The 20,548-nt window shown below is 68.6% G+C and carries 23 protein-coding genes and 1 pseudogene; 11 read left to right on the forward strand and 13 right to left on the reverse strand.

All coding sequences use genetic code 11. The annotated features are described in order from the left end of the window. The first annotated feature begins 189 nt into the window (after positions 1–189). The 9 genes from AB0A69_RS07390 (at position 190) to AB0A69_RS07430 (ending at position 6,958) form a co-directional block, all read left to right on the forward strand. Positions 190–1,647: a catalase gene (locus tag AB0A69_RS07390; protein WP_361416297.1), complete on the forward strand. Its 1,458-nt coding sequence runs from the start codon at positions 190–192 to the stop codon at positions 1,645–1,647. A gap of 478 nt (positions 1,648–2,125) precedes the next feature. Next, positions 2,126–2,767, forward strand: a complete 642-nt coding sequence (locus tag AB0A69_RS07395; RefSeq protein WP_361416299.1) for an HAD family hydrolase — start codon at positions 2,126–2,128, stop codon at positions 2,765–2,767. Between the two features lie 70 nt (positions 2,768–2,837). Further along, positions 2,838–3,581 (forward strand): helix-turn-helix transcriptional regulator, encoded by a 744-nt coding sequence (locus AB0A69_RS07400; protein ID WP_361416873.1) that lies wholly within the window; start codon positions 2,838–2,840, stop codon positions 3,579–3,581. Continuing rightward, positions 3,547–4,002, forward strand: a complete 456-nt coding sequence (locus AB0A69_RS07405; RefSeq protein WP_361416301.1) for a hypothetical protein — start codon at positions 3,547–3,549, stop codon at positions 4,000–4,002. Before AB0A69_RS07400 ends, AB0A69_RS07405 begins: the two co-directional genes overlap by 35 nt. Before the next feature lie 317 nt (positions 4,003–4,319). Continuing rightward, positions 4,320–4,772: a hypothetical protein gene (locus AB0A69_RS07410; RefSeq protein ID WP_361416303.1), complete on the forward strand. Its 453-nt coding sequence runs from the start codon at positions 4,320–4,322 to the stop codon at positions 4,770–4,772. Beyond that, entirely contained in the window at positions 4,769–4,954 is a 186-nt protein-coding gene (locus tag AB0A69_RS07415; protein ID WP_361416305.1) for a hypothetical protein, read from the forward strand. The genes AB0A69_RS07410 and AB0A69_RS07415 overlap by 4 nt, the downstream gene beginning before the upstream one ends. Positions 4,955–4,993: 39 nt before the next feature. Beyond that, the gene (locus AB0A69_RS07420) at positions 4,994–5,116 is read left to right on the forward strand and encodes a hypothetical protein (protein WP_361416307.1); all 123 of its coding nucleotides are present in this window, start codon (positions 4,994–4,996) and stop codon (positions 5,114–5,116) included. Positions 5,117–5,120: 4 nt separating this feature from the next. Further along, positions 5,121–6,218, forward strand: a complete 1,098-nt coding sequence (locus AB0A69_RS07425) for a methyltransferase domain-containing protein (RefSeq protein WP_361416309.1) — start codon at positions 5,121–5,123, stop codon at positions 6,216–6,218. Positions 6,219–6,451: 233 nt separating this feature from the next. Next, positions 6,452–6,958 carry a hypothetical protein gene (locus AB0A69_RS07430; RefSeq protein WP_361416311.1) on the forward strand — a complete coding sequence of 169 codons (507 nt, stop codon included), beginning with the start codon at positions 6,452–6,454 and terminating at the stop codon, positions 6,956–6,958. 72 nt (positions 6,959–7,030) lie between these two features. Here AB0A69_RS07430 and AB0A69_RS07435 read toward each other — a convergent pair whose 3' ends face one another. Next, a complete protein-coding gene (locus tag AB0A69_RS07435) occupies positions 7,031–7,195 on the reverse strand; it encodes a hypothetical protein (RefSeq protein WP_361416313.1) in 165 nt (54 codons plus the stop codon). A 169-nt stretch (positions 7,196–7,364) separates the two neighbouring features. Here AB0A69_RS07435 and AB0A69_RS07440 point away from each other — a divergent pair, with 169 nt between their 5' ends. Next, positions 7,365–8,300, forward strand: coding sequence for an N-acetylmuramoyl-L-alanine amidase (locus AB0A69_RS07440; RefSeq protein WP_361416315.1), 936 nt, complete (start codon positions 7,365–7,367; stop codon positions 8,298–8,300). A 101-nt stretch (positions 8,301–8,401) separates the two neighbouring features. On the opposite strand, the gene gcl is transcribed toward AB0A69_RS07440, so the two are convergent. Next, entirely contained in the window at positions 8,402–10,186 is a 1,785-nt protein-coding gene (gcl, locus tag AB0A69_RS07445; RefSeq protein WP_361416317.1) for a glyoxylate carboligase, read from the reverse strand. Positions 10,187–10,545: 359 nt separating this feature from the next. Here gcl and AB0A69_RS07450 point away from each other — a divergent pair. After that, positions 10,546–10,971: pseudogene (locus AB0A69_RS07450) on the forward strand (hypothetical protein); the annotation flags it as partial. Between the two features lie 77 nt (positions 10,972–11,048). Here AB0A69_RS07450 and AB0A69_RS07455 read toward each other — a convergent pair. The 11 genes from AB0A69_RS07455 to AB0A69_RS07505 form a co-directional block, all read right to left on the reverse strand. After that, on the reverse strand, positions 11,049–12,650 hold the full coding sequence (locus AB0A69_RS07455) for an AMP-binding protein (protein WP_361416319.1): 1,602 nt from the start codon (positions 12,648–12,650) through the stop codon (positions 11,049–11,051). Further along, positions 12,647–14,983 carry a recombinase family protein gene (locus tag AB0A69_RS07460; RefSeq protein ID WP_361416321.1) on the reverse strand — a complete coding sequence of 779 codons (2,337 nt, stop codon included), beginning with the start codon at positions 14,981–14,983 and terminating at the stop codon, positions 12,647–12,649. The genes AB0A69_RS07455 and AB0A69_RS07460 overlap by 4 nt, the downstream gene beginning before the upstream one ends. Positions 14,984–15,092: 109 nt before the next feature. Beyond that, the gene (locus AB0A69_RS07465; protein WP_361416322.1) at positions 15,093–15,257 is read right to left on the reverse strand and encodes a hypothetical protein; all 165 of its coding nucleotides are present in this window, start codon (positions 15,255–15,257) and stop codon (positions 15,093–15,095) included. 175 nt (positions 15,258–15,432) lie between these two features. Next, positions 15,433–15,582, reverse strand: a complete 150-nt coding sequence (locus AB0A69_RS07470) for a hypothetical protein (protein WP_361416324.1) — start codon at positions 15,580–15,582, stop codon at positions 15,433–15,435. Further along, positions 15,579–17,051, reverse strand: a complete 1,473-nt coding sequence (locus AB0A69_RS07475) for a hypothetical protein (RefSeq protein WP_361416326.1) — start codon at positions 17,049–17,051, stop codon at positions 15,579–15,581. The genes AB0A69_RS07470 and AB0A69_RS07475 overlap by 4 nt, the downstream gene beginning before the upstream one ends. Positions 17,052–17,062: 11 nt before the next feature. Next, on the reverse strand, positions 17,063–17,548 hold the full coding sequence (locus AB0A69_RS07480) for a hypothetical protein (RefSeq protein WP_361416327.1): 486 nt from the start codon (positions 17,546–17,548) through the stop codon (positions 17,063–17,065). Continuing rightward, positions 17,545–18,519: a hypothetical protein gene (locus AB0A69_RS07485; RefSeq protein ID WP_361416329.1), complete on the reverse strand. Its 975-nt coding sequence runs from the start codon at positions 18,517–18,519 to the stop codon at positions 17,545–17,547. Before AB0A69_RS07485 ends, AB0A69_RS07480 begins: the two co-directional genes overlap by 4 nt. Before the next feature lie 175 nt (positions 18,520–18,694). After that, positions 18,695–19,072, reverse strand: a complete 378-nt coding sequence (locus AB0A69_RS07490) for a hypothetical protein (protein ID WP_361416331.1) — start codon at positions 19,070–19,072, stop codon at positions 18,695–18,697. A gap of 31 nt (positions 19,073–19,103) precedes the next feature. Beyond that, entirely contained in the window at positions 19,104–19,463 is a 360-nt protein-coding gene (locus AB0A69_RS07495) for a thermonuclease family protein (RefSeq protein ID WP_361416333.1), read from the reverse strand. Next, entirely contained in the window at positions 19,463–19,954 is a 492-nt protein-coding gene (locus tag AB0A69_RS07500) for a hypothetical protein (protein WP_361416335.1), read from the reverse strand. The genes AB0A69_RS07495 and AB0A69_RS07500 overlap by 1 nt, the downstream gene beginning before the upstream one ends. A gap of 19 nt (positions 19,955–19,973) precedes the next feature. Further along, positions 19,974–20,546, reverse strand: coding sequence for a transglycosylase SLT domain-containing protein (locus AB0A69_RS07505; protein WP_361416337.1), 573 nt, complete (start codon positions 20,544–20,546; stop codon positions 19,974–19,976). Positions 20,547–20,548: the final 2 nt, after the last annotated feature.

The following is a 20,548-nucleotide window of genomic DNA, read 5'->3' on the forward strand; positions in this document are numbered from 1 at the left end:
GCTCGCCCGAGGGCCTGAGGGCCCTCCCCCCGGCATCCGGGCCGTGGCTTCGCTGACACCTGTCCTGTCGCGCCCAAGCGCAGCCGCGGCCCGGATTCACCACCTTCATTTCAACAAACTGTTGACGTTTCATCGGGAGCGAATTTACGCTCCTGACACCGCTCAGCAGCTCCTGCACGGAAGGTCACCATGTCGAAGCGCGTGCTTACGACCGAGTCCGGCGCCCCGGTCGCCGACAACCAGAACTCCGCCACCGCCGGCGTCGGTGGCCCGCTCCTCCTCCAGGACCAGCACCTGCTGGAGAAGCTCGCCCGCTTCAACCGGGAGCGTATCCCGGAGCGCGTGGTGCACGCCCGTGGTTCCGGTGCGTACGGCTACTTCGAGGTGACCGACGACGTCACCGCGTACACCAAGGCGGACTTCCTCTCCGAGGTCGGGAAGCGCACGGAGCTCTTCATCCGCTTCTCCACCGTCGCCGACTCGCTGGGTGGCGCGGACGCCGTCCGCGACCCGCGCGGCTTCGCGGTGAAGTTCTACACCGAAGAGGGCAACTACGACCTCGTCGGCAACAACACCCCGGTGTTCTTCATCAAGGACCCGATCAAGTTCCCCGACTTCATCCACTCCCAGAAGCGCGACCCCTTCACGGGCAAGCAGGAGCCGGACAACGTCTGGGACTTCTGGGCGCACGCCCCCGAGGCGACGCACCAGATCACCTGGCTGATGGGTGACCGCGGCATCCCGGCCTCGTACCGTCACATGAACGGCTACGGCTCGCACACCTACCAGTGGACGAACGCCCAGGGCGAGGCCTTCTTCGTCAAGTACCACTTCAAGACGAACCAGGGCATCCGCTGCCTGTCGTCCGAGCAGGCCGCCGAGGTGGTCGGCAAGGACGCGAACTCGCACCAGACCGACCTGCTCCAGGCCATCGAGCGCGGTGTGAACCCCTCGTGGACCCTGTACGTGCAGATCATGCCGGCGCACGAGGCGGCGGACTACCGCTTCAACCCGTTCGACCTCACCAAGGTGTGGCCGCACGCCGACTACCCGCTGCAGCGCGTCGGCCGGATGGTCCTCGACCGCAACCCGGAGAACGTCTTCGCCGAGGTCGAGCAGGCCGCCTTCTCGCCGAACAACTTCGTTCCCGGCATCGGCCCCTCCCCGGACAAGATGCTCCAGGGCCGCCTCTTCGCCTACGCGGACGCCCACCGCTACCGCCTCGGTGTCAACCACACCCAGCTGCCGGTGAACGCCCCGAAGGCGACCGTGGCGGACAACTACGGCCGCGACGGCTTCATGGCCACCCGCAACGGCTCGCGCCACGACAAGAACTACGAGCCCAACTCGTACGCCGGTCCCGCACAGACCGACGCGCCGCTCTCCGCCCCGCTGGCCGTCGCCGGCTACACCGGCACGCACGCCGCGCCGCTGCACACCAAGGACGACGACTTCTTCCAGGCCGGTGAGCTCTACCGCCTGATGTCGGAGGAGGAGAAGCAGCGCCTGGTGGCGAACATCGCAGGCGGCCTGTCGCAGGTCTCCCGCGAGGACGTCATCGAGAAGAACCTGGCCCACTTCCACGCCGCCGACCCGGACTACGGCAAGCGCGTCGAGGAGGCGGTCCGCGCCCTGCGCGAGGACTGAGCCTCACCAGGCGGCGTACGGCGACCGACGGGAGGTCTGTCGCCGTACGCGGTCCGGAACACCGGCCCGGATGAGGGGTGGTCGGTGCGACGGACCAGATCGAGGACCGTGGCGGCGTGCGAGCCAGTGCGGTGGTAGGGAGCCCGTCCCCTTCTTGACCTGAAGGAAGGGACGACGGAACCTCCCGTCGCCGCCGCCGCGGTCCCGATACCTCCCCCATGATCTCCGTCCGGCGGCGCGAACGTCCTGTCGCGCCAGCCTCGCACCGTCGGACGGTCACCACGTATCCACGCGTGAGCAACTGAAGATCGCAGAGCCGAGCGCGGCGTTGGGTTTACGGTCCCCAACGCCGCGCTCTTCTTGTGCCTCGGTGGTGGCAGCCGCCGTCGGCCCTCTGCGGCTGCGCCGCTGCCCCTTCTCGCCTTCGGGCGGGAAACGGCGCTTCGTACGTTTCCGCGCGCCGTCTACGCTGCCGCACATGATCCGTGTAGTCGCACTCGACATCGGTGAGACCCTGGTGCGCGATGACCGCTACTGGGCGTCCTGGGCAGACTGGCTCGGTGTGCCGCGACACACCCTCGCCGCCCTGGTGGGTGCCGTCACGGCACAGGGGCGGGACAACGCCGACGCGATCCGGCTTCTGCGCCCCGGCATCGACATCGGCGCCGAGTATCGCGCGCGAGAGGCCGCCGGCCAGGGAGAACAGCTCGACGACGGCGACCTGTACGACGACGTCCGGCCCGCCCTGAACGCTCTGCGCGACGCCGGGGTCCGCGTGATCATCGCCGGGAACCAGACCCGCCGCGCCGGCGCCTTGCTGCGCGCGCTCGACCTGCCCGTGGACCAGCTCGCGACCAGTGGCGAGTGGGGAGTCGCCAAGCCGCATCCGGACTTCTACGCACGCGTCCTGGACGCGGGGAAAGCGGCGCCGGGTGAAACGCTCTACGTCGGGGACCACCCGGCGAACGACGTCTTCCCCGCCCGCAAGGCCGGCCTGGTCACCGCGCACCTGCGCCGTGGCCCGTGGGGCCATTTGTGGGCCGATGACCCACAGGTGCGCGAGGCTGCCGACTACAGCATCGACAGCCTCCTCGACCTGCTGGACATCGTCGCCGGGTGATTACCCGGCGCAGTGCATCAACTACCGGGCGAGACGTCGCCGCCGCTACTGTGCCGGTATGCCGGACCCCATGCGCGAGGTGGGCAAACGCGTCGCTACGGCGCGCCGTGCCCGCCGCTTGTCTCAACTCGATCTCGCCGCGCAGGCGCACATCTCCCTGAGCATGTTGCGGAAAATCGAGCAAGGTACCCGCGCACCGAGCGACGACACCCTCGACGCGATCGCTGCCGCACTCGACCTGGACCCGAGTCGGCTGGTCGCCGATCGAACCCGTACCGACGGGCGGGTACGCGCGACGCTGCCCGCTCTGTCGGCGGCCATCGCCTCGTACGACATCCCCGATGCACCACCCGACCGGCCCCTCATCGCCCTGGAGGCCGCAGCCGAAGAGGCGCAGGGCTGGCGTCTGGGCGCGCAATACGTACGCCTCGCCGCCGCAGCACCAGGGCTCGTGGCCGATGCGGCGGCGGCTCTTCACTCGGCGCCGCCGAGAGAACGGGCACGCGCGGCCTCCGTCCTCTTGTCCGTGGCTCGCTCCGCCGACGCCGTGGCGTACAAGTTCGGTGCCCGCGACCTGTCCGCGCGGCTCATCGAGCTGATGCGATGGGCAGCCCCCCGGACCAGCGACCCCCTGGCCCGCTACCACCGCGTACGTACGCACCGAAGTCTTCTTCGCCGCCCGCGCCCACGAGGCCGGGCTGCGCTCCCTGCACGCCGCTATCGATGCCGCACCGAGCCCGCGGGAGGAGCGAACCTCCGCAGCCCACGGAGCCCTTCACATGCGTGCGGCGGTCGTCGCGGGACGTGCCGGTGACGCGGCTGCCGCCATCGAGCATCTCGACGAGGCGCAGCGGCTCGCCGAGGGCCTACGGGAGCGTGTATACGCCGGTACTTCCTTCGGCCCGGACTCCGTGCGCATCCACCGGGTTTCCGTGGCCGTCAGCCTCGGAGGTGATCACATCGCCAACGCGCTCGGGGTCGCGCGGCAATGGAAACCCTCTGAGGTCCTGCCCGCCGAGCGACGCAGCGGTTTCTACATCGAGGTGGCGCGCGCGCAGCTCTGGGCCGGCCAATACGACCACGCTTTCGCATCGCTCAGGCTGGCGCGCCGCATCGCCCCGCAGCACACCCGCGAGCACCCCTGGGCCCGGGAGAGCGCAGCGACCCTCCGGCGCCTGAAGCGCTCGGACGCCGAGAGCCTGACGTCCTTCGCGGAGTGGATCGGGGCCGTGTGACAGGGTGACACAAGGTGTGTCACTTCCGGCCTCTCGTGCGGGCCACTATCTCCCCATGAACGACAGGAGCGCACCGCCCTACCCGGCTCCGCCTCGGGACCACGTGTGGCCCATCGTCGTATGCGCGTCTCACCGGCGGTTGGTATGAACCGGCCCTGTGCGTACTGCCCGTACCCGGGCGCGGACGTGTGTGTCCGCGAAGCCAAAGACGCCGAGGGCGCCGTCCGGCACGTGTTCGCCCACCGCGCGTGCGCCCAGAAACGTGGCGTCCGGCCGCTGTACGCCGTATTGGCGCCCACCACCCGGGAGTTGACACTGTGAGGGCCGCTACCCCGGGAGGCAGCCGGATCAACACCGGAGCCCTGTGGCTCGCGTCCGTGATGGACCCGCCGTCGATCATCCTGACCCAGTGGGCCGACAACCCCGACCACCTCGCCGACGTACGGTTCGACGTTCTGCGCGCCACCGACTCGCTCGGCATGCGGGCCCTGGACGAGCTGGCCAACATGCCCGCCTCGCTCGGGCCCGTGCTGTACTGCCGGCCCCGCCAGACCGTCGAGTTCCTCGTACCGGCGGGTGCGGTGGAGACGTGGGAGGACCTGCGCGGCACGGTGTGCGTGGGGCGCGGCGGCGCGCTGCTCTGCCCGGCGCCCGGTGTGACGGGGCGCGGCCGGACGTGGCTGTATCCGCCGACCGGCGACGGCGTGCTGACGGACCCCAGTCTCCTGCGCGACCACCTGCGCCGCGCGTACGAGCGGAGGAGGCCATGACGGGATCGAACGGCGGCGCACGCTACTGCGTGCACTGCGGCCGCCCGATCCACGGCGAGGCCGAGAAGCCGGCGCCCATCGAGTGCGGGTCCGGCGTCCGTCCAGACGACTACCGGCATCCGGACTGCGGACCGCGCGACGCCCCGTACACCCGGCGCACCACGATCGAGCACCGACATTGAACCTCGCCACACCCGGCACCACCTACACAGGAGGCACAGATGAGCGACCCGATGGCCGACAGCGGCAAGCACGGCGGCGAGCCGTCCGACAAGCCGTGGACGCCGCCGCCCGCCCCGCCGTCCCCCGACGGTTCCGGGCCGAGCAAGCACACCGGGAGCTGATGCCGTGACGACCGCCCCCAAGGGCGGGCACGCCGCGCTCGTGGAGGACCTCTACGAGCGCGGCCTGCTCGACGAAGACTGGCGCGCGGTGTGGCACGCCGTACCCCGCGAGCCGTTCATCCCCCAGCGGATCTGGCGCCAGGGCCCCACCGAATGCGTGCCCATCACCACCGGGGCCGACCGACTCGCCCTCATCCACAGCGATGAGCCCGTCGTCATCCAGCTCGACGACGGACACGCCGACGGCCCCGGTACCGCCACCTCCTCCAACTCCCAGCCGTCCATGGTCGCCCGCATGCTGCGGCTCCTCGACGTCGAGCCGGGCAACCGGGTGCTGGAGATCGGCACCGCCTCCGGGTACGTGGCCGCGCTGCTGTCCCGGCGCCTGGGCGATGCACACGTGTACAGCATCGAGATCGACCCGGGGCTCGCCCACCACGCGGCCGCCACCCTGCGCGCGGCCGGCTACACCCCGAACCTCGCCTGCGGCGACGGAGCTTGCGGGTGGCCCGACGAGGCTCCGTTCGACAGGCTCATCGCCACCTGCGCCCTGCGCCGCATCCCGTACGAACTGGTGCAGCAGGTACGTCCCGGCGGCCTCATCGTCGCCCCCATGGCGCGGGACTTCTGGAGCGGCGCGCTCGTACGCCTACGCGTAGGCGACGACGGCGCCGCCTCCGGGTACTTCCACAGCGGTGCCTCGTACATGCCGATGCGCTCCCACCGGGCCCCCGCGGCCGCTCCGGTGGACGACTCCACCGCCCGCGCGTCCAAGAACACGGTGCAGCCGCGACAGGGGCTCTCCCTCGGCTTCGCGCTCTACGCGGGCACCCGCCTTCCGGACGTGCGGCTGTGGCACAGCGAGAAGAACGGCACCGTGCAGGTGTGGGCGCAGGACTGCGAAGGCTCAGCGGCCACGGCCACCGGTGACGAGGTGTGGCAGTACGGACCACGGGACCTGTGGAGCGAGATCGAGCACACCTGGCAGGAATACGACCACCTCGGCAGCCCCGAGCTGACCGAATTCGGCCTCACCGTGCGCGCCTCACACCAGGAGGTGTGGCTCCACGCACCAAGCCGCGTCATCAAACCGACGAGCTGACTCCGAAGAGAATGTACCTACGTGCCGCCGTCATCGATCATTGATCGCATGGACCAGTCCACGCGTATCAGCACGCTCGCCCTGAGGCATGCGATACCGCATCTCTCGCGATAGAGCAGTGGGCGGACGTGCGCCCACTGATCGACGGCCGGGACGTGCTCGGAGAGATCCATCCCGACGGGGTGGCGAGTTGCTCACGCCGGAAGTGGTTCGGGCCGGCCGAGGAGTGGCCGTTGGCAGCGCTGGAGGAACCCCGCCAGATCGAACTCTCCAACAACGACTGCGACACCGGCTGCTGCGGGGGCGTCTTCGTCACCATCCAACGGCAGGGCAACCGCGTGGTGTGGTCGTCCTGGCTGAACACGGACGACACCCGGGTACCTGTCCCCGTGGACGTCCATTTCGATGCGGCTCAGTACGACGCCGAGCTGGCACGTGCCGTCGCCGACACCAGCTGGGAGGAGCCCGTGGACACCGTCGCCCGGCTGCTGTGCCAGGAACTCGTGAGCAGTGGCTGGTTCGAGCGGTGGGAATGCGTTGTGAACCGTGTGGAGCTCCGGCGCGACGCACCCGAAGGGGTGAAGGTGCACTTCAGCCGCCGTCGCAACACAGTGGCGCCCCTCTCCGACTTCGTCTTCGACCTGCCCGTCACCCGGGACGAACCGGCTGGAGAACAGGCCCGCCGGCTCATCGACCTCATCACCGCCGACGACCCCCGCGAGACTGCCGAGCGGAGGTGACCCCTTGCCCTGACACCACCGCCCGCTCGGCCGCGGCGGCGCGCGGCCGGTCGGGAAGCGTCCCATGAGGGGTCAGTGGTGGGTCGGGTCCACGATCACGTCCAAAACCGAGCGCACCACGCGGTAGGTCTCCGCTGTGCCTTCATCCGTCACCTGCTCCTCCTGCTGCCGCGCCCAGTCCCGGGCGAGTCGGATACGGCGGAGCAGTTCGTCCGAGTCCACAATCCCATCGGCCATGAGAACCCGGGTACCCAGGATTCGCCGGATACGCACATCGGAACCCTCCCGCACGAAGGGTGACGACTACGGAGAGTGGGTATTACCTCACCGAGCATCACTCGCAGTCGTGCACCTGACACGACCGGCGACGTTTCCCCCTCCCCCACCCCGACCGAAGGGGGTCCCCATGGCGTGGTATCCCGCCGCCACCCGCATGGAGTTACAGCCGGAGTCCGACGGCCAACCGGCGATCCGGCCCACCCAGTTCATCCTGCACAGCATCGCCGCGCCCTGGACCGCGCGCCGGATGTACGAGTACTGGCGCGACTCGACCAATCTGGAGAGTCATTTCGGGCTCGGTTACGCGGGCGACCTCGCCCAGTACATCGGCACCGAGACCCGCGCCGACGCCAACTACCAGGCCAACCGGCGGCCCGACGGCACCGGGGCCGTGTCCATCGAGACCGCGTCGAACCTCCAGCACACCGACCCGTGGACGGACAAGCAGGTCGAGCAGCTCATCCGGCTGGGCGTGTGGCTGCACCAGCGCCACGGCATCCCGTTGCGCGTCTGCCGCAGCGCCTCGGACCCCGGTTACGGCTACCACCGGCTGCACAGCGCCTGGGCCGTGTCCGGCACGGCCTGCCCCGGCGACGCGCGCGTGCGCCAGTTCAAGAACGTCGTCTTCCCCGGGATCGTCGCCCGGGCGAGCGGCCAGTCCCCGCCCCCCACACAGGAGGACCCCATGCCGAGCGTCATCACCGAGTCCGTGTCCGGCGGCCCGGCCCTCGCGGCGGGGCAGTACCTGCTGCTGCAGATGGCCAAGGACACCGCGCTGCTCCAGGGCCCGTGCGCGTACACGGTCACCGCGTACGCCACGGTCCGCGGCCAGGCCGGTACCCGGGTCACCCTGCGGTTCCTCAATCTGGCGCTGTCCACCAAGCACCGGTCGCACGACCTGCCCATCGACTGCGGCGTGATCGGCCCCGACGGGGTGCTCAACGTGGCCGCCACGCGCAACGGCAGCCTGCCCGCCGACGTACAGCTGAAAGTGGAGATCAAGGCGGACCGCGCCGCCCGCGTGGAGCACCGCGTCCTGCGCGCCCTGCGCTGGCCCGGCTGAGCTGAGCCGGAAGGCCCCGCAACGCGGCGCGGCCCCCGCCCCGAGCGGTGTGCTCGGGGCGGGGGCCGTTCTCCCCCCGGATGTGTGGTTCGGTTCGCCGGTCAGGCGAGCGGGCGGATCGCCGTCGGGGCGTGGCCCGGCTCGGTCGCCAGCTCCTCGAACTCGGTGACATTGCTCATGTCGACCGTCTTGCTCATCGCGATGTTGGTGATGCGCTCCAGGATGGCCTCGACGACCACCGGGACCTGGTACTCCTGCGCCAGCTTCTTGGCCTCCTCGAGGGCGGCACCGAGCTCGTTCGGGTCGGTGACGCGGATGGCCTTGACACCCAGGCCCTCGGCGACCTTGACGTGGTCGACGCCGTAGACGCCGATCTCGGGAGTGTTGATGTTCTCGAACTCGAGGTTGACCTGGAAGTTGATGTCCAGGTTGACCTGCGCCTGACGGATCAGGCCGAGGTAGGCGTTGTTCACGAGCACGTGGACGTAGGGGACCTTGTGCTGCGCGGCGACGGCCAGTTCCTCGATCATGAACTGGAAGTCGTAGTCGCCGGAGAGCGCGACGATCGGGGTCTCCGGGTCGGCGACGGCGGCACCGATCGCGGCCGGGATGGTCCAGCCGAGCGGGCCGGCCTGGCCGCAGTTGATCCAGTGGCGCGGGCGGTAGACGTGCAGGAACTGCGCGGCCGCGATCTGGGAGAGGCCGATGGTGGTGACGTAGCGCGTCTCCGGGCCGAAGGCCTTGTTCATCTCCTCGTACACGCGCTGCGGCTTCATCGGGATGTTGTCGAAGTGCGTGCGGCGCTGCAGGGTGGCCTTGCGCTCCTGCGCGGAGGCGGCCCAGGCGCTGAAGTCCGGGAGCTCGCCCGCGGCCTTGAGCTCCTTCGCCACCTCGATGAAGAGCTCGAGCGCGACCTTGGCGTCGGAGGCGATGCCGTAGTCGGGGGCGAAGATCTTGCCGATCTGGGTCGGCTCGACGTCGACGTGGACGAACTTGCGGCCCTTGGTGTAGGCCTCCATGTTGTAGCCGGTGTGGCGGTTGGCCCAGCGGTTGCCGATGCCGAGGACGAAGTCCGACTCCAGGAACGTCGCGTTGCCGTAGCGGTGCGCGGTCTGGACACCGACCATGCCGGCGGCCAGCTCGTGGTCGTCGGGGATGGTGCCCCAGCCCATCAGGGTGGAGATGACCGGGACGTTCACCAGCTCGGCGAACTCGACCAGCAGGTCGGACGCGTCGGCGTTGATGATGCCGCCACCGGCGACGATGAGCGGGCGCTCCGACTCCAGCAGGAACCGGATGGCCTTCTCGGCCTGGGCGCGGGTGGCCTGCGGCTTGTAGACCGGGAGCGGCTCGTACGTCTCCGGGTCGAAGTCGATCTCGGTCTGCTGGACGTCGATCGGCAGGTCGATGAGGACCGGGCCGGGACGGCCGGAGCGCATCAGGTGGAAGGCCTGCTGGAAGACGCCCGGGACCTGCGCGGCCTCGAGGACCGTGGTCGCCGCCTTGGTGACGGGCTTGGCGATCGCGGCGATGTCGACGGCCTGGAAGTCCTCCTTGTGGAGCTTCGAGACCGGGGCCTGGCCGGTGATGCACAGGATCGGGATCGAGTCGGCGATCGCGGAGTACAGGCCGGTGATCATGTCGGTGCCGGCGGGGCCGGAGGTGCCGATGCAGACACCGATGTTGCCGGCCTTGGCCCGGGTGTAGCCCTCGGCCATGTGGGACGCGCCCTCGACGTGGCGGGCGAGCGTGTGGCTGATGCCACCGCCCTCCTTCAGCGCCTTGTAGAAGGGGTTGATGGCCGCGCCCGGGACCCCGAACGCGTTGGTGATGCCCTCACGCTTGAGGATCTCAACTGCCGCTCGGGCAGCGGTCATACGAGGCATGGAGTGCTCCTGCTTCGGCCTGGCGGATCGGGCTCTGTCGCGCCACCTGAGAGCGTCGATTCCGTAATGCGGAAGTGTACTTCTGTTATGTGGAACAATTTAGGGTCGTTGCGCCGATGGCGTCAAGCGGCGACCGCTCGACTCGGGCCGCAATGGCCGAAGACCTCCCCAAGGAGCCACGCGTCGTGGACGATGGGTCACGGAGTGAAGGGGGTCGTCGTGGGCGAGGGCGTGGAGCGGGGCCCGCGGCCGGCCCCACCGCGACCACGACGGGCGTCACCAGGGTGCCGGCGCAGGCCCCGGCGCCCTCCTCGGCCCCCGCACCGTCGTCCCCCTCGTCCCCCTCGTCCCCCTCGTCCCCCTCGCACATCCCGCTGCCGCGCACCGCGGCGGTGCCGCGCCCCTCCTTCCGTCCGGTCACCATCCGCACGGCGCGGGACGCCGTCACCGCGGCGGCCCGCTATCTGCGCTGGCTCGGCTTCCGGGAGGTCGTCCAGCCGGACGAGCGCCCGGTGGGGTCGTCCGGCATCGACCTGCGCGGGCCGGGGCTCGTCGCCCAGGTCGACCCGACGACCAGGCCCGTGTCGCTGCGCGCCGTCGAGTGCCTGTGGCTCAACGGCCTGGCGGCCGAGGCGGTGAGCGTCTCGTTCTCACTCGCCGGGTACGACGAGGCCGCCCGCGCCCGCGCGGACGACCTCCGGCTGCCGCTCTTCGTGATGGACCTGACGGGCACGCCGCAGCCCGTCAACAGCTCGGCCGACGAACTGCTGGCGCGGGGCGCGTAAGCGTCGCCGGGCGCGGCCCGGGCCGCGCCCGAAACCCGAAGCCGAAGCCCGAGGTCCAAGGCCCGAGCCGCGAAGCCTCACCGCACCCCGTACCGCTCCCGCAGCTCCACTTTCCGCACCTTCCCGCTGACCGTCATCGGGAAGGCGTCCAGGACCTCCACCCGGCGCGGGACCTTGTAGTGGGCCAGTCGTTCGCGGCAGTACGCGGTGATCTCCTCGAGCGTCGGCGGGTCCGCCGGGTCGCGCGGGATCACGCAGGCCAGGATCTCCTCGCCGTACCGCTCGTCCGGCACGCCCACCACCTGCACCTCGGCGATCTTGGGGTGGGCGTACAGGAACTCCTCGATCTCGCGCGGGTACACGTTCTCACCGCCCCGGATGATCATGTCCTTGATGCGACCGACGATCCTGACGTACCCGTCCTCGCCCATCACCGCCAGGTCGCCCGTGTGCATCCAGCGCCCCGCGTCGATCGCCTCGGCCGTCTTCTCCGGCTCGTCCCAGTAGCCGAGCATCACGCCGTAGCCGCGGGTGCACAGCTCGCCCGGCTCGCCGCGCTCCACGGTCACGCCCGTCGCCGGGTCGACCATCTTGACCTCCACGTGCGGCATGACCCGGCCGACCGTGCCGGTGCGGCGCTCCAGGTCGTCGTCGCGGCGCGTCTGCGTGGACACCGGCGAGGTCTCCGTCATGCCGTAGCAGATCGACACCTCCGCCATGTGCATCTCCGCGACGACCCGCTTCATCACCTCCACCGGGCACGGCGAACCCGCCATGATCCCGGTGCGCAGCGAGGAGAGGTCGTACGAGGCGAAGTCGGGCAGGTTCAGCTCGGCGATGAACATCGTCGGTACGCCGTACAGCGAGGTGCACCGCTCCTGCTGGACGGCGCGCAGGGTGGCGGCCGGCTCGAACGACGGCGCCGGGATCACCATGGTGGCGCCGTGGGAGGTGGCGGCGAGATTGCCCATCACCATGCCGAAGCAGTGGTAGTACGGGACGGGGATGCAGATGCGGTCGCGCTCGGTGTAGCCGAGCAGCTCGCCCACGAAGTAGCCGTTGTTGAGGATGTTGTGGTGGCTGAGGGTGGCGCCCTTGGGGAAGCCGGTGGTGCCGGAGGTGTACTGGATGTTGACGGGGTCGTCGCACGACAACCCGGCTTCCCGGGCGGCGAGTTCCGCTTCCGGCACCGTCCCGGCCACCAGCTCGTCCCAGGACGCGTCGCCGATGTAGTGCACGGCCCGCAGCTCCGGGCAGTCGGCGCGGACCCGCTCCACCATGGCCCGGTAGTCGCTCGTCTTGTGCGCGAGGGAGGCGACGAGCAGCGAGATCCCCGCCTGGCGGAGCACGTACTCCAACTCGTGCGCGCGGTACGCGGGGTTGATGTTCACCATGATGGCGCCGATCCGTGCCGTCGCGTACTGCGTGAGCACCCACTCGGGGCGGTTCACCGCCCAGATCCCGACCCGGTCGCCCTTGCCGACCCCGGCCGCCATCAGCCCGCGCGCCAGCTCCTCCACCGCCGCGCCGAACGCGGCGTACGTCCAGCGCCGCCCCGACGGCACGTCCACGAGCGCCTCGCGGTCGGGGAAGCGCTCCACCGCCCGCGCCAGGTTCGCGCCGATGGTGTCACCGAGCAGGGCCGTGCCGCTCACCCCGTGCGCGTACGACGGAGTCATCGTCCCAGCTCCCTCTCGTCGTACTCGGCGCCCGACCCGGCGGCGGTGCGCTCGCGCAGTTCGATGCGGCGGATCTTGCCGGAGACGGTCTTGGGCAGGTCGGCGAACTCGATGCGGCGGATGCGCTTGTACGGGGCGAGGACCGCGCGCGCGTGCGCGAACAGCACCCGCGCCGTCTCCGGGCCCGGCTCCCAGCCGTCGGCGAGGACGACGTACGCCTTCGGCACGCTGAGGCGTACGGGGTCGGGCGCGGGGACGACGGCCGCCTCCGCGACCGCCTCGTGCTCCAGCAGCGCGCTTTCGAGCTCGAAAGGGGAGATCTTGTAGTCGGAGGATTTGAACGCGTCGTCTTGATCAGTAGCAATATCTTGTGCAATGAGGAGGCGGGGGTCGACCCGCCCCTCGATCCTCAGCGGCGGCAGGACGATGTCCTCCCTCGGCGGCGTACCAGGGCAGTCTGCGAGCGCCTCCATGATGGCGTCCCACCTTCCCGACTGGTGCATCTGCTTCCAGGTACCGGCCACCTTGCCATAGGACAGTTCGCTCCAGGGGCAACCCGTGCGCGCCTTTGTGAGGATGGAGTCGAGCATGGCGCGCGGATTGCTAGCGCTACGCCCCGGACGGCCCACGAAGAAGTGCTCGACACGAGCCCACGCCTCGTCGGTGAGGTCAGGTACAACCCGTTCGCGGTCGCGAAACCACTGGCTCAGCTTGTCGTCACTGCGGGTCTTACGGGGCGTCGGACCGAGGATCGTGACCTTCAGATCGAGGAGGTCGACGACGTGCTCCTTCTGGCGAGCGTCCATGCTGTGGAGCTGAACTCGCGCCATGCCGGCAAGCGCCTCAAGGTCCCTGGCAGTGTCGATGTTCCGATCCATCTCCTCCTGCCAGGAGATGGCCTCGTTGCGGAGCTTCTCCAGACGTGCCAGTTCCTCTTCCTGGTCGTGAGTCGCACGGTCGATGGCATCCTGGGTGGCCTGCTTGTCGAGTCCTCGCCGGCGGGCACGTCGAGCAGTGGCCTCTGTCGTGTCGTCGATTAGCGCTTCCTGATCCTCGATCTTCTCGTCGAGTTCGAGGATCCGCTTCTTGTAGTCGACGCCGCTGTTCTTGGCCATGTCGACCCAGTCCTGCGCCATGCGCTTGAGTCGGTCTGGGTCCTCCAGGAGGCGGCAAATCTCTGTCCAGACCCGGTTCTCCAGGGTCTGGGCGTCGATCTGCCCGCAGTCGCACTTCTCCTGCTTGACGCCGTCCACGAACTTCTCGATCTTGCCCGTGCAGCGGTAGACAGGCACCTGGCGGCGGCCAGTCTTACTGGCTCCGGTCCAATGCCTCCCGCACATCCCGTAGATGTGCTTGCTGAGCGGGTGGATCTCGTCCTCGGATTCGCGAGGCCCTCGGGAGGTGCGGGCCAGGGCAATGTTGAGGAGCTTGAGTTCTTCCGGGGTGAAGACGGGGTCGAGGTCGATAACGACTGTGTCACCGTATATCGGCTGGCCGTCGGGCCCGACCTTGGTCTTCGTCCCCTTGGGGTCGCGGAAGACACGCTTGGACTCCTGGATGGCTCGGCCGGTCAGGACGTGCCGGAGGGAGCCTCGCGGCCAGTAGTCCTTCGTCGGGCCGCGCACACCTTCAGCGTTGAAAAGGTCTTCGACCTCCGCAGGGTTCATTCCCTCCTGGACGAGGTGCTTCCAGGCTCGGTGGAGGGTGGGGTACGCCTCGTCACCATCTCCGGTGTCGAGGACGAGGCGGCTCTCGCCGCGCTTTCCCTTGTTCTCGATGCGGTAGCCGTAGGGGGCAACTCCGCCGTCATGACCCCCGAATTCCGCCTTCTCCTGCCGGCCGCCCTGGGTGCGGTCACGGATGGTGATGCGCTCGTCCTCAGCGCGGTCGGCTTCCTTGCGCATGCGGGAGCGGCCGGCCTCGGTGGTGTTGTCATAGTCACCGCGGACGATGGCGACGAAGATGCCGAGGTCTTCGAGCTTCCACACCCAGGGCCAGAAGGCGCGGTCGCGTCGACCGATGGCGCGTTCTTCGGGAACGACGACGACGTCGAAGGGTCGCGGGATTTGCTGAGCGTCCGCCATGAGGCGCTTGAGGTCCGGGCGCTCGGTGTGGTCGAGGCTGCCGCTGTAGCCCTCGTCGGCGTAGGTGCCGACGTGGTCCCAGCCCTTGTTGGTGATGTGACGGGCGGTGCGCTTGCTGGTGTAGCTGATGCCGTAGCCCTTGGCCTGCTCCTCGGTGGAGACGCGAAGGTAGTCGACGGCGCGCAAAGTGTCGACGCCGATGCCTGCTCTGGCTACGACGTCGATGCTGGATATGAGAGTCTGTGGCACGTCAGTTCTCCCTGAGACTGGCAGGGTGACCCCGGTCCGCGTCGCAAGCTGCCGGGGTCACTCGTGTTTCAGGGGATCTTACCGACGTGTGGCGGTTTTTGACTGTTGGTTAGGCAGCTTTTGCCTGGTCATCCGCGGTACGCGGCAAGAAGAGGAGTTCGAGGAGCTTTCGGTAGGCGCCGGGATCGCTCTGCTCTTCGGGGGTCCACTGGACCTCGACCTTCGGGCCCCGGTCTCTCTCGTGCAGCGGGATGACCTTTGCCGGCGCGTCCATGCTCAGCTCCTTGCGATTCGTACTCGGGGCGTGAGCCGCCGGCTGGGCATGCCGGCCATGGGTTGGGGGCATTCCCAACTTGTTGCTCAACTTGTGCCACAACTTATTCCACAAGTTGGGGTGGGTCAACCGCAAGGCCCCGACCGTGACGGTCGGGGCCTGCATGCGCTCGGGGTCAGTCGATCACGACAGTGCCGTCACCTTCACAGATGATGCACGCGTCCATGTCAGGCCAGCGCCCCTTGCAGTGCGGGCAGGGACGCTCGGTCACACGACCGTCGTTGCTGGTGTCATCCATGTCAGTCCAGTTACTCGTGATGGTCATGCGGCCTTGTCCTCGATCACCTCGGCGTCCACGAAGCCCGTCTCGATCGCGGCACGCTCGACCGTGACCGGCTCGGGTAGGGCGCGAGCCTGTTCGCCTTCGTCACGACCGAAGAGCCGGCTGATGAGGCCGGTCTCGGCGGCGCCCTTCTGAGTGGCGGTGATCTTTACGGAAAAGGAGTTCTCCGCCATGTCCTCGACCGTCTTGAGCATCTTGTTGAAGCGGTCGAGTTCACCGGAGAGCACCGGATTGGTGATTCCACCCTCCAGTTCCTCGGCGAACCGAAGGCTGAAGACGCGCCCCGCCTGCATCTCAAGGAGCGCGGCGGCGACGTCGGCACGCTGGTCCTTGGTGCGGATCTCGACGGGGAGGCTGAAGGCGCACGCCGTATTGGGCTGGGACGCGGGGCAACTGCTGGAGAGATAGCAGCGGTCACAGGTGCGGACGCCGGGGTCGACGGTCTTGAGGACGGGCCGTCCGAGAGTGCCGTCTTCGGCGGTGTCCTGGACCAGGGCGAGGCCGGGGAAGGGACGCTTCTCGCGCTGTTCTACGGGCACGGGAGTTACTCCTGCGTGCCGCGCCGGTTCGGGCAGTCGATCAACTGCTTCGGAGGTCGGGTCCGCGTTTTCGGCTGTATGCGGTTTCGCGTCAGCAGTTACTCCTCTGGCGTTGATGTGCTCGGTGAACTGCCGCCAGGACCAGATCGAGACACGCAGAACCTCGGTGGGGTCGTCGGCGAGGACGGCGTCGGCGTCGAAGCCGGCGTCAGCGATGGCGTGCTTATGCCGGCTGCGGGCCATGTCCTTGTACCGGCGGGGGTAGCGGTGCAACTCCTTGCCGGCCCAGACGATGGTGTCGCCGAACTGGCTCGGAGAGATCCACGAGGTGGAGGCGGCGCCGTACCAGAGGCCGTGCTCCAGGGCCGCCGTCTTGGTCATGCCGAGGCCGAAGAGGCGGGTGTTGGTGGTCCTGGACAGGTGGGCGAGGAGGTGGGCGACGTCGAGCCGGTCGATGCCGGCCTGGGTGAGGCCGATGTTCGGCCAGTGCTGGCAGAGCTGCTCTAGACCCTCGCGGCCGGTCTCGGGACGCCAGACGACTATGGCCTTGTCCCGGTCGAGGCGCTCGCGCTGCTGGGTGATCCAATCGTTGCCAAGCTGATGGGCGTCGAACTCGACGTAGTAGGCGAGCCGCTCCAGGTTGAGGGCGACGAAGGCCTCGTAGTAGTGCTCGGCGATGTCCTTCAGCTCGGCGTCGGATAGATCGCTGTTGGGCTTGGTGTTGATGGAGTGGCAGCCGGAGTCGACGAGGATCTCTGCCTCGTCCCCGAACTTGGCGGCCAGGTCGTAGGGCTTGGTGAACTTGGTGCGCCTGCGTAGGCCCCAATAGGAGAGGGCCACGGTGGTGTGTCCCTCCTGGGCGAGCAGGCTGCGGTAGGCCGGGATCTCTGTGCCGGCCAGGTACAGCTTCACAGGGTTGTCTCCTACAGGGGGCCGGCGGTGCGCCTGGCGTCCTGGGCGTAGTGCTGGTCCTGCTGCTCGATCTCGGCGACGAGGTTGTCCCACGCTCGGGGCTCGCCGCGGTAGTCGGGCTTCCACTGCGGGCGGTGGTAGCGGGGGTGGGTGAACAGGACGGTGGTATAGCCGGCTGCGAGGAGGTCGGCGGCAACGGTGGGATCGGCGACGACGACCAGGTCGACGTGGAGATCGGCTCGCAGGGACTGGAGGCCACCGAGAAGGCCGTAGCGCTGGCTTGGGCTTGGCTTGATCACGCGGATGTGCTTGGTGAAGCCGGAGCGCTTGAGCCAGTTCTGCGCGAGGGCCTTCGAGGAGTTGAAGGTGTCGTGCTCGTCGGCCAGGTGGACGACGTGGGTTTCGGCGAGGCCGTGGTAGAGAAGCTGCCCGGCGGGGATGACGGCGTCACTGTCGGGGCGCTTGAGGACGCCGTCGATGGCGATGACGACGTTCACCGTGACCGCCAGAGGGCGGCGTTGCGCAGGGCGAACTGGGCGTCGCTGATGGGCTGGCCCCAGGTGTCGGTCTCTACCTGATTGCGGGTGGCGACCTGGATGTCCTTGATGCTTCGGAGCATCTCGACGGCCCCGGACTCCTTGCCGGCCTGCCACCGGTAGTTGGCGAAGTCGGCATAGCCGCTGCCACCGGGGGCGAAGGCCGCGCGCCGGCCGAGGTGGATGTCGTCGAAGAGCTGAGCGGCCTGGGCGACGATCGTCTTGAGCTGGGAGCCGAGGGTGACCCAGTGGCCGCCGCCCTGCGGGGAAGCGTGCATCTCCTGGGAAAGGGTGTTGTAGGCCGTGACGAGGCGCTGGGCCTCGTCAGTGTCGCGGGCGGCAGCGTCCCTGAACTCCTGCGAGTAGGAGTCGCGGGGGTTGGCCGGTAGCTCGGGCGGGCGGACGGTCCACTCGTCCCTGGTGAGGGAGTAGGCCGCGTAGGGGTTGATGTTTCGGATGTCGCGGCTGTTGGGGTTGACGTAGTAGGTGACCTCGTAGACGCGGTCGCCGAATTGCGTGGTAGCGGTGTCGGGCCAGAGTTCTGCCTTGAGTTCCTCGTCGAAAAGGTCAGCGATTTCCTGGCTGGTCATTCCGGAGTAGTCGGGGTTGTACCAACCGAAGGAAGAGAAATCGACGCCGACCAATACGTCAAGGTCTCCGTTTCCACGGTCGGCGGCCCACTGGTAGCTGATGCCGGAGCCGGCGAGCCACACTTCGCACCACTGACCTGGGGCGTTGTATCTGGTGTCCCAGAACGCGTAGAGGGTGCCAAGGAGCCACTTACGGACATCGGGGATGATGTGGTCGCCGTCGAAGAGGTTCGGGTCAAGGTGGTCAGCCGGGCTGGAGAAATAGCCGGAGGCGCCGATCGCGCCGTCCCTGATGGGCTGAGCGTTGTTCCCGAGACGACTGTAGAAGTTGTTCGTCTCCATATCCCGAACTCTACCGGCGATATGAATAATTCAAAGGGGCTGCATTTCGGGCCCCGGAAAAGGCGAAGGCCCCCCTTTTGATGGAGATTGGTGGTCTCCGGGGGGCCTTCCCTTGAGAGGAGAGAGCATCCCTCCGAGGAAGAAAGCTCAACTCATAGCCTAGGGTACCTCAAGATCACAGCTTCAGGCTGTTGACCAGGGCGGTGGTGCGCTGCTGCTCGACCATGGCTGCGGTCATCTGCATCATCTGCTGGCCGGTGATGGATGCGGTCTTGATCGCGATGGCGTCGTCGACCAGGACATGGCCGGCGCGCTGGAAGTCGTCGAGGTTGGCCGGCCGGCGGGTGCGGATCTTGGAGTTCAGGTCGGGTTCGGCGAGGACCTGGCCCTCGGGGGTGATGACAACGAGGAAGGCGGTCTCGGCGAGGGTGCCGGTCTCCTCGGTGATGCCAGCCTCCTCCCCCATCTTCTTGAGCTGCTCACGCTGGTCGTCGGTCAGCTCCTCGACGGTGTCGGCGGCGGTGCTGGCGATGGTGGACAGGTCGATGGTCACTGTGGTGCTCCCGGTGTGTGTGGGTTGAGGTTCAGGTGCGGGGGCCGTGGCCGTCGTAGGGCTTGGCCAGGCCGGCTGCGATGAGCGTGTCGTTGAGGGACTCGCTGGCCGCGGCGGCGGTGAGGGTGCCGAGGTAGCGGCCGTACTTCTCGCGGGCCTCGCTGCCCTTGGCCGTCTGCACGGTGTGCAGGGTGATCTCGGGGGCGTGTTGCTTCACCCAGTCGATGACGAACTGGCGGGCGTCACGGCCGGCCTGGGTGTTCTTCTCGGGCGCGTTGACACCGAGTAGGCGGATGCGCTGGTGGGTGACGATGTCGAAGCCGAGGTCGAGTTCGGTGTCTACGGTGTCGCCGTCCACGATCGCCAAGATCTTGGCGGGGTACTGGTGCATCAGACGGCCTTGTCGTACGCGGCTCGGCGCACGGCGTTGGCGACTGGGCAGAAGTGGCAGAGGTAGATGTCCTTGGAGGACCGGTACTTGGGCAGGCCGGCCGCTTTGCGCTCGGCGGCGGTGTCGGGGGTGAGCCGCTTCTTGTCCGTGCACCAGTCGGAGCAGGTGATGGACCGGTTGTGCTGCTGCCAGCACGTCATCGCGTCTTCCTGGAAGGTGTTCTTCGCCTCGTAGAAGGCGGGGTCCAGGCCTGTGTGTCCGGTCTGCTCCCGGATGCGCTTGATGATTTCTTCGCGAGTGGAGGGGCTGTCCCAGTGGCGCTTCTCCACCCTCATCAGCGGGTGCGCGATGTGGGGGTTGCCGTCGGGGCTGCGGTGCCGCTTGACCAGGGTGTCGAGGAGGAAGTCCTGGCGGGGGTCGCCCTCGTAGTCGGGCAGCTCCTCCATGGAACCGCAGGTCTTGCAGAGCAGTAGGCGTATGTACTCGGCCATGTGTGGTGATGATCCTTGCTCAGTACCAGTGGTGGGATTGCCAGAACGCCCAGGCGCCGCAGGGGCTGCCGTACCGGGACTCCATGTAGGTGATGCCCCAGCGGACTTGTGTGATGGGGTTGGTGCGCCAGTCGGAGCCGGCGGAGGCGTATTTCGTGGGGGGAAGCGCCTGGGCGATGCCGTACGCGCCCGAGGAGGGGTTGGTGGCGTACAGGTTCCAGTTGCTCTCGCGGGTGAAGACTGCGTCGGCGCAGGCGTATTGCGTGGAGCTGAGGACGGACTGCGCGTACGCCTTGGGTGAGCCGTAGCCCGGCGGGCGCGAGGTCGTCGTGGATCGCGAGACGCGCGGTGTGGCGGAGCGGGTGGCCGTGGGGCGCGGTGCCTTGCTGGACTTCGGCATCTTGGACGGCGTGGGGGTGCTGGCCGCGGGCGTGGGTGTCGGGGAGGCCGGCGGGCTGTGCGTTGGGGGCGGTGAGGCGGTCGGTGTCGGCGCGGGTGCGGCCTTCACGGTCCCGTGTTGCTCGGCGGTGGAGACCGGCAGGAGGGTCAGCAGCAGAGCGGCCGGTATGCAGAGCAATGGCCTGCGAGTCACAC

Origin of the sequence: Streptomyces sp. NPDC045431 (assembly GCF_040646655.1) — a bacterium.
Classification (GTDB): Bacteria; Actinomycetota; Actinomycetes; order Streptomycetales; family Streptomycetaceae; genus Streptomyces.

Coding starts and splice junctions, on each gene's coding strand:
- AB0A69_RS07400 (WP_361416873.1), top strand. CDS start 2,838: ATGCGCGAGGTGGGCAAACGCGTCGCTACGGCGCGCCGTGCCCGCCGC.
- AB0A69_RS07470 (WP_361416324.1), bottom strand. CDS start 15,582: ATGACCATCACGAGTAACTGGACTGACATGGATGACACCAGCAACGAC.
- AB0A69_RS07435 (WP_361416313.1), bottom strand. CDS start 7,195: ATGGCCGATGGGATTGTGGACTCGGACGAACTGCTCCGCCGTATCCGA.
- AB0A69_RS07455 (WP_361416319.1), bottom strand. CDS start 12,650: ATGACTCCGTCGTACGCGCACGGGGTGAGCGGCACGGCCCTGCTCGGT.
- AB0A69_RS07415 (WP_361416305.1), top strand. CDS start 4,769: ATGACGGGATCGAACGGCGGCGCACGCTACTGCGTGCACTGCGGCCGC.
- AB0A69_RS07465 (WP_361416322.1), bottom strand. CDS start 15,257: ATGGACGCGCCGGCAAAGGTCATCCCGCTGCACGAGAGAGACCGGGGC.
- AB0A69_RS07495 (WP_361416333.1), bottom strand. CDS start 19,463: ATGCACCAGTACCCCGCCAAGATCTTGGCGATCGTGGACGGCGACACC.
- AB0A69_RS07405 (WP_361416301.1), top strand. CDS start 3,547: ATGCGTGCGGCGGTCGTCGCGGGACGTGCCGGTGACGCGGCTGCCGCC.
- AB0A69_RS07440 (WP_361416315.1), top strand. CDS start 7,365: ATGGCGTGGTATCCCGCCGCCACCCGCATGGAGTTACAGCCGGAGTCC.
- AB0A69_RS07485 (WP_361416329.1), bottom strand. CDS start 18,519: ATGGAGACGAACAACTTCTACAGTCGTCTCGGGAACAACGCTCAGCCC.
- AB0A69_RS07390 (WP_361416297.1), top strand. CDS start 190: ATGTCGAAGCGCGTGCTTACGACCGAGTCCGGCGCCCCGGTCGCCGAC.
- AB0A69_RS07395 (WP_361416299.1), top strand. CDS start 2,126: ATGATCCGTGTAGTCGCACTCGACATCGGTGAGACCCTGGTGCGCGAT.
- gcl (WP_361416317.1), bottom strand. CDS start 10,186: ATGCCTCGTATGACCGCTGCCCGAGCGGCAGTTGAGATCCTCAAGCGT.
- AB0A69_RS07420 (WP_361416307.1), top strand. CDS start 4,994: ATGAGCGACCCGATGGCCGACAGCGGCAAGCACGGCGGCGAGCCGTCC.
- AB0A69_RS07500 (WP_361416335.1), bottom strand. CDS start 19,954: ATGGCCGAGTACATACGCCTACTGCTCTGCAAGACCTGCGGTTCCATG.